The sequence below is a fragment of the Geoalkalibacter sp. genome, from assembly GCF_030604225.1.
GTDB lineage: Bacteria > Desulfobacterota > Desulfuromonadia > Desulfuromonadales > Geoalkalibacteraceae > Geoalkalibacter.
Window position 1 is genome coordinate 21939 of the sequence record NZ_JAUVWH010000009.1, and the last position, 15149, is coordinate 37087.

Below are 15149 nucleotides of genomic sequence, written 5' to 3' on the forward strand. Positions count from 1 at the left end.
AGCTCTCCCTGTCAAGCCATTATCCGGCGCGATCCGTCATCGGGATTCTCACCGGCCGCAAGCGCTTCCGATTCCGCGAACTCGCCGATTTTTTCCAGATGAGCGGTCAGCTGCCTGTTGACGTCGCCGGCGGCGTAGTCCCGCGCCATGCGAATGGCGTTCATGACGGCCTGGGGACTCGACCCCCCATGACAGATCATCCCGACCCCTTCGATGCCGAGCAGAGGGGCACCACCATACTCCGCGTAATCGATTTTCTTTTTGAAGGCTCGAAAAGCGGGCCGGGCCAAGAGAAAACCCAGCTTGGCCCAGAATCGTCCCTCGAATTCACGCCGCAGCAAGGTGGTCAAGGCATCGGCAACGCCTTCGGATACCTTCAAAACCACGTTGCCGACAAACCCGTCGCACACCACCACATCGACCTTGCCGTTGAAGATGTCGCGGCCCTCGACATACCCGACATAATTAAGTCGGGAATTTTTCAGCAATGCGTGGGTTTCACGGGTCAGGTCCGTGCCTTTTTTTTCCTCTTCCCCGTTGGAGAGCAATCCGACCTTGGGATTACTCTTGCCGAGGATCTGCCGCGCATAGACGTCGCCCATGGCGGCAAACTGGGCCAGGTGCAGGGGCTTGCAATCGACATTGCCGCCAACGTCGAGCACCAGGGTCTGATCACGCAAATTAGGCATGATGGTGGCGATGGCCGGACGGTCGATCCCCTTGACCCGCTTGAGAACGAACATCCCGGCGGCCATGGTCGCGCCGGAGTTCCCGGCACTGACGACGGCATGGGCCATGCCTTCCTTGACCAGATTGAAAGCAACGCGGATCGAGGAGTCTTTCTTCTTGCGCACGGCATCCGAAGCCGAATCCATCATGCCGACCACTTGGCTGGCATGATGAATACCGAGGGGTAGCCCCGCGGCGTCGTGCTTCTTCAACTCTTCGTCGATCCGCTCCTCATCACCAACCAGAATGATTTCAATACCCCAGCGGCGGGCGGCCTGGACGGCGGCCTCAACTTCGACCCGGGGGGCATGATCTCCCCCCATGGCGTCAACGGCGATGACGACGGACTGGCTCAACCAATCCCCCCTTAGAGTTCTTCGGCGGGGAGGATTTCGCGGCCCTTGTAGGTTCCGCAACTTGCGCAGACGCGATGGGGCTGCTTGGGTTCCTTGCACTGGGGACAAACCGAGAGCCCGGGAGCGCTCAGGGCGTCATGGGCACGACGCATATCTCTTTTGGATTTGGACGTTTTCTTCTTGGGTACTGCCATGGCTCATTTTCTCCTGAAAGCGTATCTTGGTCTAAATCGACGAACAACCGGACGCACCGGGTGGTTCCCTGGGGTGCTATTTTTCAGCCTTGAAACCTTTCAAGGCGGCAAACTTGTTGTTGAATACCGGCGCGCTGCATCCGCAGTCGCCGTCATTGAGGTTGGCGCCGCAGTGGGCGCAGAGTCCCTTGCACGCCTCCTCGCAAAGCGGCCGCACGGGCAACTCCATGATGACCTGCTCCTGCACCGCCTCGCGCAGGTCGATCTCATCGCCGTCGAAGGGGATCAGCCCCATCTCTTCGGCGGACAGCTCGACCTCGTCCTCTTCCCCTCCCTCGATGGGGGGCAATCCAGCACTGAACGTCAGGGTGAAGCGGGTATCGACGGGTGCCTCGATTTCCTTGAGGCAACGGCTGCAGGCAAGGACGACCCGCACGACAACCCGCCCTTCCACTTCCACGAAGCTGTTGGCCAGAAAGGCGCGCAACCTGCCGGTCACCGGTCCGCTGAAGCGACTTTCCCCGGCCTGAATCAAAGCGTCGAGCGCCGGGAAGCTCTCGGCGGCTTCCGAGAAATCGAGAACGACTTCCTTTTCCTTGAGTTTTTCAACGTAAAAACGCAAAAGTACACCGTTCACAAAGTTGAAAACGGTTAGTATAGGGAGGCCCCCTTTTTTGTCAAGAAATAATTCCCGACGAGGTCCAGGGGGCCGCAAGTCGTCATCTATTAGCCCATTCCGACCTTATTTGCAAGGGATAAATCATAACAATTTGATGCAATTATTTCGAGTGGTCGCGCAGGGCGCGAGCGGTTTCACGGCTGTGTTGTTTTTCCTTGAGGGTTTCGCGCTTGTCGTGCAGTTTCTTGCCGCGTCCCACGCCGATTTCAAGCTTGGCGCGGCTTTCCTTGAAATAGATTTTGGTCGGCACCAAAGTCAGGCCACGTTCATCGACCTTGCGCGCAAGCTTGACGATTTCCTCTCGGTGCAGCAAAAGCTTGCGCTCCCGGGTGGGATCATGGTTTTCCCGGTTGCCTTGTTCGTAGGGGCTGATGTTCATGTTGTTGATAAACACCTCGCCGCCCTTGATGCGGCAGAAGGCCTCCTTGAGATTGACCTTGCCCAGGCGTAGGGATTTAACTTCCGTGCCGGTGAGCACCAATCCCGCTTCGAACACCTCATCGATGAAGTACTCGTGATAGGCCTTTTTATTGGTGGCGATAATTTTAATTCCCATGTCCCATGTCTTTGCTGAAAGCCTCTGCCGAGGTCAGGACTTCGGTGATGCGAGGCATGAAATCTTCCGACTTGATCGATTTGGTTCCCACTTTAATGCAAAGAAGGCCACCGACCAGAAAGCCAACCCCGACCAAGGCCGCAAGCAAGTTGGGATCCGGACCGTTGTGCAGCCGCTCCCCGATAAGCTGCCCCAAGGACGCGCCCAGCACCAGAAACATTACCGGCACCAGATACAAAACAAAGGAGCTTTGCAAAAAACTGCGGGTGCTGGTAGCGATTTTGACCTCATCGCCGATTTGCGCGCCGATAAAGTTGTGCACCTCGATCAGGCGTGAGCTGTTGTCGTTGCCGATCTGACAGGCTTCCATGGACGCGCAGTGCTTGCAGAAACTGCTTTTTTTGCACAGCACCACCGCGACCTGCTTTCCCTTGAGCTCGACGATGGTTCCAGTTTCCTCAATCATCTTATCGGCTACCGATATTCCAGAAAAATCCAGGATTTCTCTCCAACCACAAACCCTGGCCAGGCATCCGCCAACAACCTTTGAACAATTTCAGGTAAAAAATCTTTTTTTTAAGCGCATTTTTCGGTTGACATCCGCAACCCCTCAAAGTGTCGACACTTTTGCCTAACATATTGAATTAAATAGGATTTTAAGAAGTCCATTTTTTAGGCAATATGCCAGCAGGGGGCGATTTCAAAGGGTTGGGCGCTGCCGTGCCGGATTTTTCCCAACACTTATCCACAGACGCTGTGGATAAGCTTCAGGCGCCACACAGGGGCAAAACCTCGCCAAGACGTTTGAGGGTCGTTTCTCGCCCCAGGACCGCGACCACATCAAAAATACTGGGGCTGGTGGTGCCGCCCGTCAGGGCGACGCGCACCGGCTGAGCGATGGCCGGCAGTTTGAGCTCATGGTCCGCCAGAATTTTATGGAATACGGCCCCGATGGTTTCCACGTTCCAGGTCTCGAGATCCTCCAAGCCGGCGATCAGTTCCTTGATGAGCACGATCTTGTCTTCCGTGAGAAACTTGGCAACCGCCTTGCCGTCGAATTCCAACTCCTTGGTGTAATAGAATGCCGCTCCTTCGGCCATTTCGATCAGTGTCTTGGCGCGGTCCTGCAGGGTGCGCACCACGTCGGGCAAATCCGGCCCGCCCTGGGGATCGAGCCCTTTTTGTGCGAGAAATTCCGCGAGACATCGACCGAGACGCACGGGGTCGCCGGTCTTGATGTAATGCTCGTTGAGCCAGAGTAACTTGCCGGGATTGAAGACCCCGGCGGACTTGCCAACATTCTCCAGGGAAAATTTCTCCACCAACTCATCCATGGAGAAAATTTCCTGATCTCCGTGAGACCAGCCGAGACGCACCAGGTAATTCACCATGGCCTCGGGCAGATAACCCAGATCCTTATAGGCCATGACCGAGGTGGCGCCATGTCGCTTCGACAGCCGCGTCTTGTCGGCACCCAGAATCATGGGCACATGGGCAAATTGCGGCACCTGGCAGCCGAGGGCCTGGTAGAGCTGAATCTGGCGCGGGGTGTTGTTGATGTGATCATCGCCGCGAATCACAAGATTGATGCCCATGGTCGCATCGTCCACCACCACCACGAAATTGTAGGTGGGCGTGCCGTCGCTGCGCTGAATGATGAGGTCGTCGAGCTCCTCGTTGCGAAAGGTGATCGCGCCCTTGATGCGATCGACGAAGGTGGTTTCCCCCTCTTCCGGAGCCAAAAAGCGCACCACGTAGGGCTTGTCGGCCGGGGGAGCCGCAAGCCCGCGGCAGGTTCCATCGTATTTGGGCTTGCGTCCTTCGGCCTGGGCGTTGTGCCGCTTCTCCTCAAGTTCTTCCGCCGTGCAATAGCACCGGTAGGCCCGCCCGGCGGCCAGCAGCTGGTCGATCTTTGCCCGATAGAGCTCGCCACGCTGCGATTGATAATAAGGCCCCTCGTCATAGCTTAGCCCCAACCACTCCATGGCCTGGAGGATGGCATCGACGGATTCCTGGGTGGAACGCGCCACGTCGGTATCCTCGATGCGCAGGACAAATGTGCCCCTGACCTTGCGTGCGACGAGATAATTGAACAGTGCGGTACGTGCGCCGCCGATGTGCAGATAGCCCGTCGGGCTCGGCGCGAAACGAACTCGCAGATTCTCCATGATTGGCTCCTATTGAGGTGCTGACTTTCCAAAAAAAGGGGTCGCCCACAATGCGGCGACCCCGCTCTATATACTGTAAAACCTCAGAATTGCCAAGGATTATCTGGAAATGGCGCCCCGCACGCGCTGCCTAACTCACCACCACCCCGGCATAGCCGACCACCTGCCGGTCATCGCCGCTGACCTCGCCGCTGTTGGTGTACTGGACAAGACAGGCGCTGGTCGCTCCCCGGTGGCGGCACGCCTCAAGCATCACCACCGTCGGCAACACCCCGCACATGCTGATGTTGCGCGAACTGACCACCTGATAAAGTCCCTCCGGATCCAGGGCCAGAATCCTCTCGATGGCGGCCATGTCCTTGACTCGGGCCCGCTCGGCCGATTCGTAGTGAGTCATGTCGGTACTGGCGACAACAAGGATCTCCTCCCCGGCGCCATGCAGACATTCGCCGATGCTGCGGCCCAAGGCGAGCAATTCGCTCAAGCCCAACCTCCCCAGGCAAATCGCGGCAATGCGCAATTGCGGATTGAGATATTGCAGGAACGGCACCTGCACCTCCAGGGAATGTTCCAGCCGATGGGCCAGGGCATCCTCGGCAAGCCGGGGGCATTTTTCAAGCAATTTCTGCGAAAGAACCGCATCCACGGCAACGCGGCCAAGCGGTGTCCGCCAGGCTCCCGCGGGATAGAGCGCCGCCCGATGCCCCAACCCCTGATGATTGGGCCCCAGAATCAGGACGCGCTCGGGCACCTCGACCTGGGCAAAGGTTCTTCCGGCAACGGAACCGGAATAGACGTAGCCGGCGTGGGGAGACATCACCCCAATGGCCTTGCGCCGCTCCCCCGGAGGCACGAAACCGGCGACCAACGCCCTCAATTTTTCCTTGTCCGCCGGATAAAATTGCCCGGCAACGACTGGTTCACGATCCATGGACAGACCTCCCATTAAAGCCAGAAACCAGAAACCATGCGCAGGCCGATAACAAGCAGAAATACGGCGAAAACTTTCATGAGTCTATCATTGCGCGTGCGCGAGGCAAGCCGCACGCCCAGACGGGCGAAAAGGATCGTCATGGGGGAGACAATCGCCGCGACCAGCACATTGACGTAGCCCAGGCAGTAGGGCGGCAGATCAGGCAGGTTCCAGCCGAGATAGATATAAGAGAGCGTCGCGCCAAGAGAAGAAATCACGATCAGGGCGCTGGAGTTGCCAAGCGCCAAATGTATCGGCAAGCCCAGGACGATGACCAGTAGGGGCACCGTCACCACGCCGCCGCCGATGCCGAAGAACGCGGAGAACCCACCGCCGATGCCGCCGACGGCAAGCAGTTTCCAGCGAGGGATCCTGCCCCGTTCCTCGGGCGGCAGATGAGGACGAAAGAGAAACATTTTGAGGCCGACGCCGATCTGCATGAGCCCGAAGAGGGGCTTGAGAACACCTCCGGGCAAGCGGTGGGCCAGCCAGGCACCGAGCACGGCGCCGACCAGGGCACCCGCGGCCAGAAAGACCACCTGCCGCGGGTGCACGTTGCCGCGCTTGCGATGGCCAAAGGCCGCGCTCAGGGAGGTCGGAACAATGATCGCCAAACTGGTACCGAAGGCGATGTGCACGATCAGGTCGGGAGGAAACCCGGCAACCCCGAAGGCCCAGAGAAACAGGGGCACGAGGATCACGCCGCCGCCGATGCCGAATAACCCGGCCACCAAGCCCGCCGAGGCGCCGAGAAGGAGAAAAAGACCGATGATCGGGGGGGAAAGAAGGGCCATGGTCGGCAGTCTAGGCGAAAAACGACCCGGGCGGAAATAAAAAAGCCGGCAAAATGCCGGCTTTTTTTCTGATGGAGGCCCCGACCAGATTTGAACTGGTGATGGAGGTTTTGCAGACCTCTGCCTTACCACTTGGCGACGGGGCCGAACTTGATGAGGCGTATGAATATCAGATCACTTGCCCGAGTGTCAAGGCATAAAACCCGCGGGTCATGCCCACGGAAACCTCAGCGCTCGGCATCGATTCTGACCAGAATTTGCCGGCGGGCGTCCTCCTGGCGCGTACGCCAGCTGACGAAGGAGCGGCCGACCTCCCCGGCGGACTGCAAATGTCCCCCCAGATCGAACCAGACCCCCAAGGGCACCAGCATCCTGGTCGCGGCCTGCTGAAAGGTCAAAGCCCGCGCTCCGCCGACAGCGGGATGGGGCGATCCGGAAAAATCCTGCAAAAACGGCGTCACTTCGAGCAGCACCTGCTCTCCCTGCAAGAGCGGACGCACCGCGAATCCCGTGGCCACTTCCTGAAAATCAACGGACTGCGCATACCCCCGGGCGCCGTAACGATCAGCCAGCACCGCCATCTCCCGGGTGTAGGGCAAGGCTTCCCCGACGGTAATGCGCGCCTCCTCGCCGTCAAGGACGAGGACAAATTGATCCCGCGCATCGCGCGCCGTGCCAAGGCGCCGCACCGCGCCGATCTCAATCTCGCCGTCACTGCCGATGACAACCTGAGCTTGGTCGCGCGAGATCTCTCCGGCCTCAATCCGCGCATCGCCCGCCCTGATGCGCCCCGAGGCGTCAAACCGCGTGCCGCTTTCGGCACGATTGACTTCCTGGCGCACGGTAATGCGCAACAACTGTCGCGGCACATCGAGTTGGCGCACGATGCTCTCGAAATCGGCCAATTCCGTGGCCGAACCCCGGGCAATCAGAACGTTGTTCAGGCCGCTCACCCGCACTTCGGGGCCGAGCAGGTCGCGCACCACCGGCAACAACTGCTCGGCACTGGCGTGGCGCAATTCAACCGTCTTGACCGCCGCGGGGACCGAGACCGGCCACAGCAGCACGAGAAACAACACAATAAAAGCGCCACGAAGGAACTTGCGCATATCAGCCTCTTGTCACGGGGTTAGACGAGCAAACCCTTGACCTGATCCGATGAATGAAAACGGGGTGAACCTGCAAAGGTCCACCCCGCCACACTGTTCAAGGCCCAAAAAACCGGCGGCCTCAAGCCCCGACGTCGCGGCCGAAGTTGCGGAATTCCTCCAGGTTGCTGAATTCGGCCCATTCCAGGTACTCGTTGGGGGCATTCACGAAATCATAAACGTTGCGAATGATATTGAAGTGCTTCTGCTCTTCCGCGATGACCCGCTTGAGGAGATTTTGCACCTCGGGATTGGACTCCTTCGCCAAGGCTTCTTCATAGACCCGGGCACCTTCGGCTTCCATCTTCATGGCATGCTCGTAGGCCTGCAGATCGCCCTTGATGGATCCGGCGGCGGGCTTGCCCTTGAGCAGTTTCTCGAAAGCGTTGCGGGCATTGTCGAGGGCCTTGCTCTCTTCCATGGAGGTGGCGCCGGTGCGCGCCTTCATCGCCTCAAAAATCTGAAAGTGTTTTTTTTCGTCGGCGGCCAGGTCAAGAAATATGTTTCTGATGCCCTCGACGTTGGTCTGCTCGGCGAGTTGTTTGTAGTAAGCTTCCGCGTCGGTTTCCATTTTCATCGCAAAATCAAAAACATTCATCTTCTGACCTCCCAAGCAAGGATATTTTATAAGAATTTTAACTGCGGCAGGGTGACTGTCAAGATTGCCCCGGTCTTTTGAAAAATCCCCACGGGGCATTAGCCTCGGGGGGTGGAGCTTTTTTCCAACTGGGCCTTGCGCTCCTTAAGGACAGCGGCATGGCGGTCCTCCTCGGCGGCCAGCCAGGCGAAGGCTTCGCGCCCATCGCTGGTGCGCGCGGCGCCCGCGGCGCGATGAAAATATTCCGCGAAATTTTCCTCCGCCTCGATGGCCAGGTCCAAGGCCCGCAAATCGCTTTGCGGCTCCCGCAACACCTGCTCAAGGCGTTCGGCGGAGGGAAAGATCTCCTTGTCGGCGAAGCGCCGCAGGTAGGGCAGAAACTGTTCCTCGTCCTCCCAGAACGATCCCTCCTGATATTTGGGCACCAGGTCTTCCAGCGTCCGCAGGTGCTGCACCTCATCCTGGGCAAGCCAGGAGAAAAGCTCGCGCGCAAGGGGACTTTTCGCCCGCGCGGCGACGGTCGAATAGAAACGATGTCCGTTTTTTTCCACCTCCATGGCGGCGCGAATCACTTCAAATCCACTAAATTCCTCAAAACCCGGCATGCAATCGACTCCTCATCAAAAATTAGCTGTTCAACGTCCAAAAAGTCCGCGCACCGCATCATCGAGCAATTTACGCTTGGGATCCGCCTCGCCCTCCGGCTGACCCTCCGGCGGAGGCGGCGCGATCCGGTCGATGACCCGTTTCTGAATTTCTTCCCTGGCTTTTTCCACGGCCTTTTCCCCGACCTGCTGACGCACGCCCGCCGTATCCATGGCAAAGCGCGGCTGATCATAATTACCGGTCACCTTGAGGGGCAGTTGGCCCCACCCCTCCTGATCCTTGAGAAAACGGGTGAACTGACCGCGCTGGTCAAGTTTCTGCATGAGCGCAGGCGCAAGGCTTGCGTTCAGGGCAAGATCCAATGAACCATCCAGCCCGACGACGCCTTGCGGCTTCATGCGCACCTCGTTGCCGGAGAATTCGCTGTCCAAACGCATGCGCCCCTGCTCCAGGGTCAGGGTGCCGCGCAGGCGACTGAAACGCAGGACGCGCAAGTCCTCAAGATTGAGGAAATCCGCGAGACCCTGTGCCAGCCCAGCGCCGGTGACGCGACCATCGACCAGATTGAGGACGCCGCGACCGGTAAGGTTCTGCTTGATCGAATCGGCCAGGGTGCCGCGCCCGCTGAGGTCGAGATCGAGGTTGAGGTTGCCGAACAGGGTGCCGGCCGCCTTGGGCCAGAAAGCCGTGACGAAGGGGTCGGCCTGGAGAGCCTGCAGATTGATCTTGCTCTGGTAGTCAAGACCCTTGCGCCCGAGATCGACCCGCGCGGTCTGGTTGAAGGAGCCTCCGACCACCCGGCCGGTCATTTTTTCCACCGTCAGCACGTTGTTGACCAACCGATAGGCCAGATCAAAATCGCTGACATTCATCCCCTGGTAAAGGGTTTGGGCGATCTTGACCGTTCCTTCGGCGTTCAAGGGGATGTCGAAGGGCCCCAGTTCCTCGTTGGTCTGTTGCGTGGCACCCGCGCCACCCGATCCCGCGGCAACGGGAGCGGCGCCCGTTTTCAGGAGCGCATCGAGGTCGAATCGCTCGGAAACCACCTGGCTGCTGACCCTGATGGGCTTGCCGAACAGATTGCTCGCCTTGAGATCCACCTGGGCGCGATTGTCGCCGGCGCGCACCGACAGATCCTGGGAAGCGAGTTGATCGCCTTGCAGCTTGAGCAGGCCATTCAGGGCGGGACGCAGTTGGCCGGCGTTGGCCTCGACACCCTGCAGGCGCAGCTCGGCGTTTTTCAGCAGCGCCGCCCCCTGGTCGGCGGCCCCCTCCAGCCTTGCCGCAACCTCGACGGAACCGGCCGGGTCAAAGGCCGCGGCATCCTTGACCAGCTCTTGCGGCAAGGCGGCAAGGGCCTTGCGCAGATCGAGGGGCGGCACCCGCACATCCAGGGCCAAAGTCGGCTCGGTGGCATAGCGATCGACGCCCCCGGCCGCCTCGGCGATAATCCCGTTGAAATCAAGGCGGCTGCTGTTCAAGCGCAGGGCTGAGGCCTTGAGATCGGCATGAAGATCATAATCGAGGGCCAGGTTGGCGCCACGCAGGGGCGCATCGGCCAGGGCATCGAGGGTCAGATTGAGATCCCTCAGGGAAATCTTGCCCTTGGAGAGAACCGCATCCGCGCTACCCTCGGCCTGCACGTCCAGATCGACCTTGAGACTGCCGAGGCGCCCGGGAAGCTGCTCGCGGAAGTAGGGCAAAAAAGCCACGGCATCAAAATCCTTAAGATTGATGCGTGCCTGACCGCTTTGCCGCTGAAGGTCGACTTGACCCGCCAGGGACAGGGGCGCCTCGTTGATGCGACAGGCCAGTTCAAAGGGAAAGGCTTTATCGAGGGCGATGTCATCCGCCGCGACCTGCAATTGGCTGATCTGATAGCGCAAGGGCGCCTGGGGATTCATCTGCTGGTCGATGAAGAGCAATTCTCCGCCGACCAGCCGCACCTTGGCGACGGTCAGATTGATGGGCGGCGCCGTGGCGGAACTCTCAGGCTCGACGGGCGCGGCGCCCGCGGCGCCATACTCCTTGTCCTTGAGCAGATCGCTGAAATTGAAACTGCCGTCCGCCAGCCTCACCACGCGGATGCGCGGCTGTTCCAACCGTACTTCATCCACCACCACCTGCAAAAACAGCAACGGCCAGAACTGATAGCGCAGCACCACCTGATCGGCGCTGACGAAGAGGTCCTCCCCCGCCTTTTCCTTGATCGACAGATCATGCAGGACGATTCCCGAGAAAAAACGGGCCTCGATGTCCCCCAGCAGCACCTCCCGACCCAGGGCTTTCTCGGCCAGGGGCTGGACCGTGGCGCGCACCCGCTCCGGAGTGATCAACACCTTGGCGAGAATGGCCAGCGCCACCACCAAAACCAGAAGCACGCCGACGCCAATCGCACCAACCTTAACCAGCTTGCTCATGTCTTCCCCCTTTGTTCTTCCGCGAACGGGTCTAGTGCGCCACCGACCTCCAGAACCGCGAACCATTGGGTTTCGGTAACGGGCTGCACGGACAGACGATTGCCTTTTCTCAGCACATCCATGCCCGCCAACACCGGATGCCGCCGCAGGTCGTCCCGGGTCAGCGGCCGGGCCAGATCTCCGGCATAGGCGACATCGACCATGTACCAGATAGGATTTGCATCGCCGGCGCGCGGGTCAAAATGCTCCGCGCGCGGATCCAGGGCCGTATGATCCGGATAACCGGCGCGCACGACCTTCGCCAACCCCACGATGGCCGGTTCAGAAATATTGCTGTGATAGAAGAGCACGCCGTCGCCGATTTGAACCTCGTCGCGCAGGAAATTGCGCGCCTGAAAATTTCGCACTCCATCCCAGCAATTGGTACGTCCCGGGGCCTTCTTCAGATCCTCGAAGGAAAAGCACTGGGGTTCGGATTTCATCAGCCAGTAGCGGCGGTTTTGGCCAACCAAGGACAGAGCTCCTGAGGAATTTTTATTTTTTTTGACTTCGGTCAAAGCCGAAATCCGAGTAAAGCCCTAAGCTTGCCCCAGATTGAGACGCGAGACACATGTTTGATTATACCCGAAGGCGCTGCCTTGGCGAGCCATTCCGGGTCAACCCCTGCAAGGAGAAGCAGCGTGAAGAAGATCCTCGAACTCTTCGGCCTGAAAAAAGCCGACACTCACCCCGAACCGACCAAGGAGGTCAACATGTTTTGTTACCAGTGCGAGCAGGCAGCCCAAGGAACCGGTTGTACCAAAGTCGGCGTCTGCGGCAAGCAACCCGACGTGGCAGCCCTCCAAGATCTTCTCGTCCATAGCCTCAAGGGCGTTGCCTTTTGGGGCGATCTGGCCCGCCAGAAAGGCGCCAAGGATGCCAAGATCGACCGCTTCATGATCGAAGGCCTGTTCACCACCGTGACCAACGTCGACTTCGATGCCGAGGAAGTGGCCAAGTTCGTGCGCCAGAGCGTCGAGATGCGCCGCCAGGCCCAGACCCTGTTCGAGAAAGCCAACGGCGCCCCTTACGCCGGTGCGGTGCCCGAGGCCGCGAGCGACTGGCAGCCCGCCGCCACCACGGCAGAACTGGTGCGCCAGGGCGAGCGGCACGGCGTCCAGGACCCAAGCATCGACGCCGATGTCAAATCGGTTCAGGAAATCCTCATCTACGGCATCAAGGGTTACGCCGCGTACGCCGATCACGCCTACATCCTCGGCTACCAGGACGATGCCATTTACGCCTTCACCCACAAGGCGCTGGCAGCCACCCTCGACAAGAGCCTGGGGCTCATGGATTTCGTCGGTCTGGCCATGGAGTGCGGCAAGATCAACCTCATCACCATGGAACTGCTCAACAAGGCCCACACCGACACTTACGGGCATCCGGTTCCGACCCCGGTGCAGTTGGGGACGAAGAAGGGCAAGGCCATCCTCGTCTCGGGTCACGACCTCAAGATGCTTGAGGAACTGCTCAAGCAGACCGAGGGCAAGGGCATCAACATCTACACCCACGGCGAGATGATTCCCGCCCACGGCTACCCCGGCCTCAAGAAGTACGCCCATCTGGCCGGCAATTTCGGCGGCGCCTGGCAGGACCAGTACAAGGAATTCCAGCAGTTCCCCGGCGCCATCATCTTCAACACCAACTGCATCCAGCGCCCCGCCGACAACTACAAGGACCGCCTCTTCACCTGGGGTCTGGTGCAGTGGCCCGACGTCAAGCACATCGATGGCTGGGATTTCTCCGCCGTCATCCGCAAAGCCCAGGAACTGCCCGGCTTTGAGGACAATCCCGGCCAGGAAATTCTCGTCGGTTTCGGCCACAACGCGGTGCTCGGCGTGGCCGACAAGGTGATTTCCGCCGTCAAGGCCGGTGACATCCGCCACTTCTTCCTCATCGGCGGCTGCGACGGCGCCAAGAGCGGCCGCAACTATTACACCGAATTCGCCGAGAATCTGCCCGCGGACACGGTGATCCTCACCCTGGCCTGCGGCAAGTACCGCTTCAACAAGCTCGAATTCGGCGACATCGGCGGCATTCCGCGCCTGCTCGACGTCGGTCAGTGCAACGACGCCTACTCAGCGGTCAAGATCGCCCTGGCCCTCGCCGACGCTTTCGAGTGCGGCGTCAACGACCTGCCCCTGTCCCTGATTCTCTCCTGGTACGAGCAGAAGGCGGTGGCGATCCTGCTGACCCTGCTGCACCTGGGCATCAAGAACATCAAGATCGGCCCGAGCCTGCCGGCCTTCATCACGCCCAACGTGCTCAACTTCCTGGTGGAGAACTTCAACATCGCGCCCATCGGCAACGCCCAGGACGACATCCAGGCGATCCTCGGCTAAGGGATCAAGACAGTGCACAAAAAAAGCGCCGGGCGCAAACCCGGCGCTTTTTTTTCGCCTTTCCCGCGGTTAAATCCCGATGAACACCGCGGCTGCCTTCATCAGACGATCCAACTCGGCCTCGGTCCCCGCCTCGCCGTACACCCGCACCACCGGTTCGGTGCCCGACTTGCGGAACAGCACCCAGGTGCCGTCGGCAAACAGGAACTTGCAGCCGTCCAGGGTGACGACCTGGGCGATCTTCTTGCCCGCCAGCTCGGCCGGTGGCGCGGCCAGCTTGCCGGCGAAGGCGGCTTCCAGGTCGGGAGTGAGATGCACATTGTCGCGGCGGGTGTAAAACTCGCCCACCCGATCATAGAGGTCGCAGAGCAGATCCTTCACCGACTTGCCTTCCACCGCCACCATCTCGGCGACCAGCAGACAGGCAAGAATCCCATCCTTGTCCGGCACATGGCCGCGCACCGTCAGACCGGCACTCTCCTCGCCGCCGATGAGAATCTTGTCGTCGCGGATGAACTCGCCGATGAACTTGAAACCGACGGGCGTTTCCAGAACGTTCACGCCATGATGGCGGGCCACGGCGTCGATGAAATGGGAGGTTGCCACCGAGCGGGCGGCATCGCCTCTCTTGCCGCGTCGCAGCAGATAGTCGAGGAGCAGCGCCAGCACATAGTTGGGCTCGATGAAGCTGCCGTCGCCGTCGACGATGCCGTAGCGATCCGCGTCGCCGTCCGTGGCCAGACCGAGACGGATTTGCGGGTCATTGGCGACCAGCTTGATGAAATCGGGAATGTGCGCCTGGGAGGGTTCCGGCGGCATGCCGCCGAAATAGGGATCGCGATGGTCGTTCATGCACACCACCTTGACGCCCACTTCGCGCAGCAGGGTATCAAGATAGCCGCGCCCGGTGCCATAGAGCGGATTGACCGCCACCACCAGGCCCGCCTTGGCGATCGCCGGAAGATCGACCAGCTTGCGGATCGCCTCGAAATATGCCGGGCGCGGGTCGATTTTTTCCACCAACCCGGCGCGCACCGCCTGATCGAGGGGCATTTCCCTGTAACAGATCTGCCCCAGCATGGCATTGGCGCGCTGCTCGATGTCCGAGGTGGTCTCCGGCAACGCCGGTCCGCCCCAGGAAGGCGAAAATTTCAGGCCGTTGTACTCGGGAGGATTGTGGCTGGCGGTGAAATTGATGCCCCCCGCGGCTTGGCGGCGCAGGATTTCAAAGGCAATGACCGGGGTGGGCGTGTCCCGGTTGCAGACGAAGGAGGGAATCCCCGCGCCCGCCAGCACCCGCGCGGCTTCGTGGGCAAAGCGCTCTCCCATGAAACGGGCGTCATAGCCGATCACCAGGCCCTTTTCCGCCTCGCCCACCGCGCGCAGATGGTCGGCGATGGCCTGGGTGACGACCTTTACGTTGTCGAAAATGAAATCCTCGCAGAGAATACCCCTCCATCCGGAGGTTCCGAATTTAATGCGACCCATGGCATAGCTCTCCTGATTCTGATGTGATTGGACACCGCTTAAGAATACCACGTCAC

15 protein-coding genes and 1 tRNA gene are annotated in these 15149 nt (G+C 60.0%); 1 reads left to right on the forward strand and 15 read right to left on the reverse strand.

What is annotated here, in order from left to right:
• Positions 1–11: 11 nt before the first annotated feature.
• From plsX to QAT43_RS02395, 14 genes are all read right to left on the reverse strand, one after another.
• Complete coding sequence (gene plsX / locus QAT43_RS02330; protein ID WP_442900184.1) at positions 12–1067, reverse strand: phosphate acyltransferase PlsX; 1056 nt, start codon at positions 1065–1067, stop codon at positions 12–14.
• Between the two features lie 29 nt (positions 1068–1096).
• Complete coding sequence (gene rpmF, locus QAT43_RS02335) at positions 1097–1279, reverse strand: 50S ribosomal protein L32 (RefSeq protein ID WP_305041423.1); 183 nt, start codon at positions 1277–1279, stop codon at positions 1097–1099.
• Positions 1280–1355: 76 nt separating this feature from the next.
• The gene (locus QAT43_RS02340; RefSeq protein WP_305041424.1) at positions 1356–1901 is read right to left on the reverse strand and encodes a YceD family protein; all 546 of its coding nucleotides are present in this window, start codon (positions 1899–1901) and stop codon (positions 1356–1358) included.
• A gap of 157 nt (positions 1902–2058) precedes the next feature.
• The gene (gene smpB / locus QAT43_RS02345) at positions 2059–2514 is read right to left on the reverse strand and encodes an SsrA-binding protein SmpB (protein WP_305041425.1); all 456 of its coding nucleotides are present in this window, start codon (positions 2512–2514) and stop codon (positions 2059–2061) included.
• Positions 2504–2980: a SoxR reducing system RseC family protein gene (locus tag QAT43_RS02350; protein ID WP_305041426.1), complete on the reverse strand. Its 477-nt coding sequence runs from the start codon at positions 2978–2980 to the stop codon at positions 2504–2506. Before QAT43_RS02350 ends, smpB begins: the two co-directional genes overlap by 11 nt.
• Before the next feature lie 301 nt (positions 2981–3281).
• Positions 3282–4682, reverse strand: a complete 1401-nt coding sequence (gene gltX, locus QAT43_RS02355; protein WP_305041427.1) for a glutamate--tRNA ligase — start codon at positions 4680–4682, stop codon at positions 3282–3284.
• Between the two features lie 130 nt (positions 4683–4812).
• Positions 4813–5613, reverse strand: a complete 801-nt coding sequence (amrB, locus tag QAT43_RS02360) for an AmmeMemoRadiSam system protein B (RefSeq protein WP_305041428.1) — start codon at positions 5611–5613, stop codon at positions 4813–4815.
• Between the two features lie 14 nt (positions 5614–5627).
• Positions 5628–6449: a sulfite exporter TauE/SafE family protein gene (locus tag QAT43_RS02365; RefSeq protein ID WP_305041429.1), complete on the reverse strand. Its 822-nt coding sequence runs from the start codon at positions 6447–6449 to the stop codon at positions 5628–5630.
• Positions 6450–6521: 72 nt separating this feature from the next.
• Positions 6522–6595: transfer RNA gene (locus QAT43_RS02370), tRNA-Cys, on the reverse strand.
• An 81-nt stretch (positions 6596–6676) separates the two neighbouring features.
• Complete coding sequence (locus QAT43_RS02375) at positions 6677–7558, reverse strand: secretin N-terminal domain-containing protein (protein WP_305041430.1); 882 nt, start codon at positions 7556–7558, stop codon at positions 6677–6679.
• A 121-nt stretch (positions 7559–7679) separates the two neighbouring features.
• Positions 7680–8195 (reverse strand): ferritin family protein, encoded by a 516-nt coding sequence (locus QAT43_RS02380; RefSeq protein ID WP_305041431.1) that lies wholly within the window; start codon positions 8193–8195, stop codon positions 7680–7682.
• 98 nt (positions 8196–8293) lie between these two features.
• Positions 8294–8800, reverse strand: coding sequence for a ferritin family protein (locus QAT43_RS02385; RefSeq protein WP_305041432.1), 507 nt, complete (start codon positions 8798–8800; stop codon positions 8294–8296).
• A 30-nt stretch (positions 8801–8830) separates the two neighbouring features.
• Complete coding sequence (locus QAT43_RS02390) at positions 8831–11221, reverse strand: AsmA family protein (protein WP_305041433.1); 2391 nt, start codon at positions 11219–11221, stop codon at positions 8831–8833.
• Positions 11218–11703, reverse strand: a complete 486-nt coding sequence (locus tag QAT43_RS02395) for an EVE domain-containing protein (protein ID WP_442900186.1) — start codon at positions 11701–11703, stop codon at positions 11218–11220. Before QAT43_RS02395 ends, QAT43_RS02390 begins: the two co-directional genes overlap by 4 nt.
• A 270-nt stretch (positions 11704–11973) precedes the next feature.
• Here QAT43_RS02395 and hcp point away from each other — a divergent pair, with 270 nt between their 5' ends.
• Positions 11974–13605, forward strand: a complete 1632-nt coding sequence (gene hcp, locus QAT43_RS02400) for a hydroxylamine reductase (RefSeq protein WP_442900187.1) — start codon at positions 11974–11976, stop codon at positions 13603–13605.
• 69 nt (positions 13606–13674) lie between these two features.
• Here hcp and QAT43_RS02405 read toward each other — a convergent pair whose 3' ends face one another.
• Entirely contained in the window at positions 13675–15093 is a 1419-nt protein-coding gene (locus tag QAT43_RS02405) for a phosphoglucomutase/phosphomannomutase family protein (RefSeq protein WP_442900188.1), read from the reverse strand.
• Between the last annotated feature and the right edge of the window lie 56 nt (positions 15094–15149).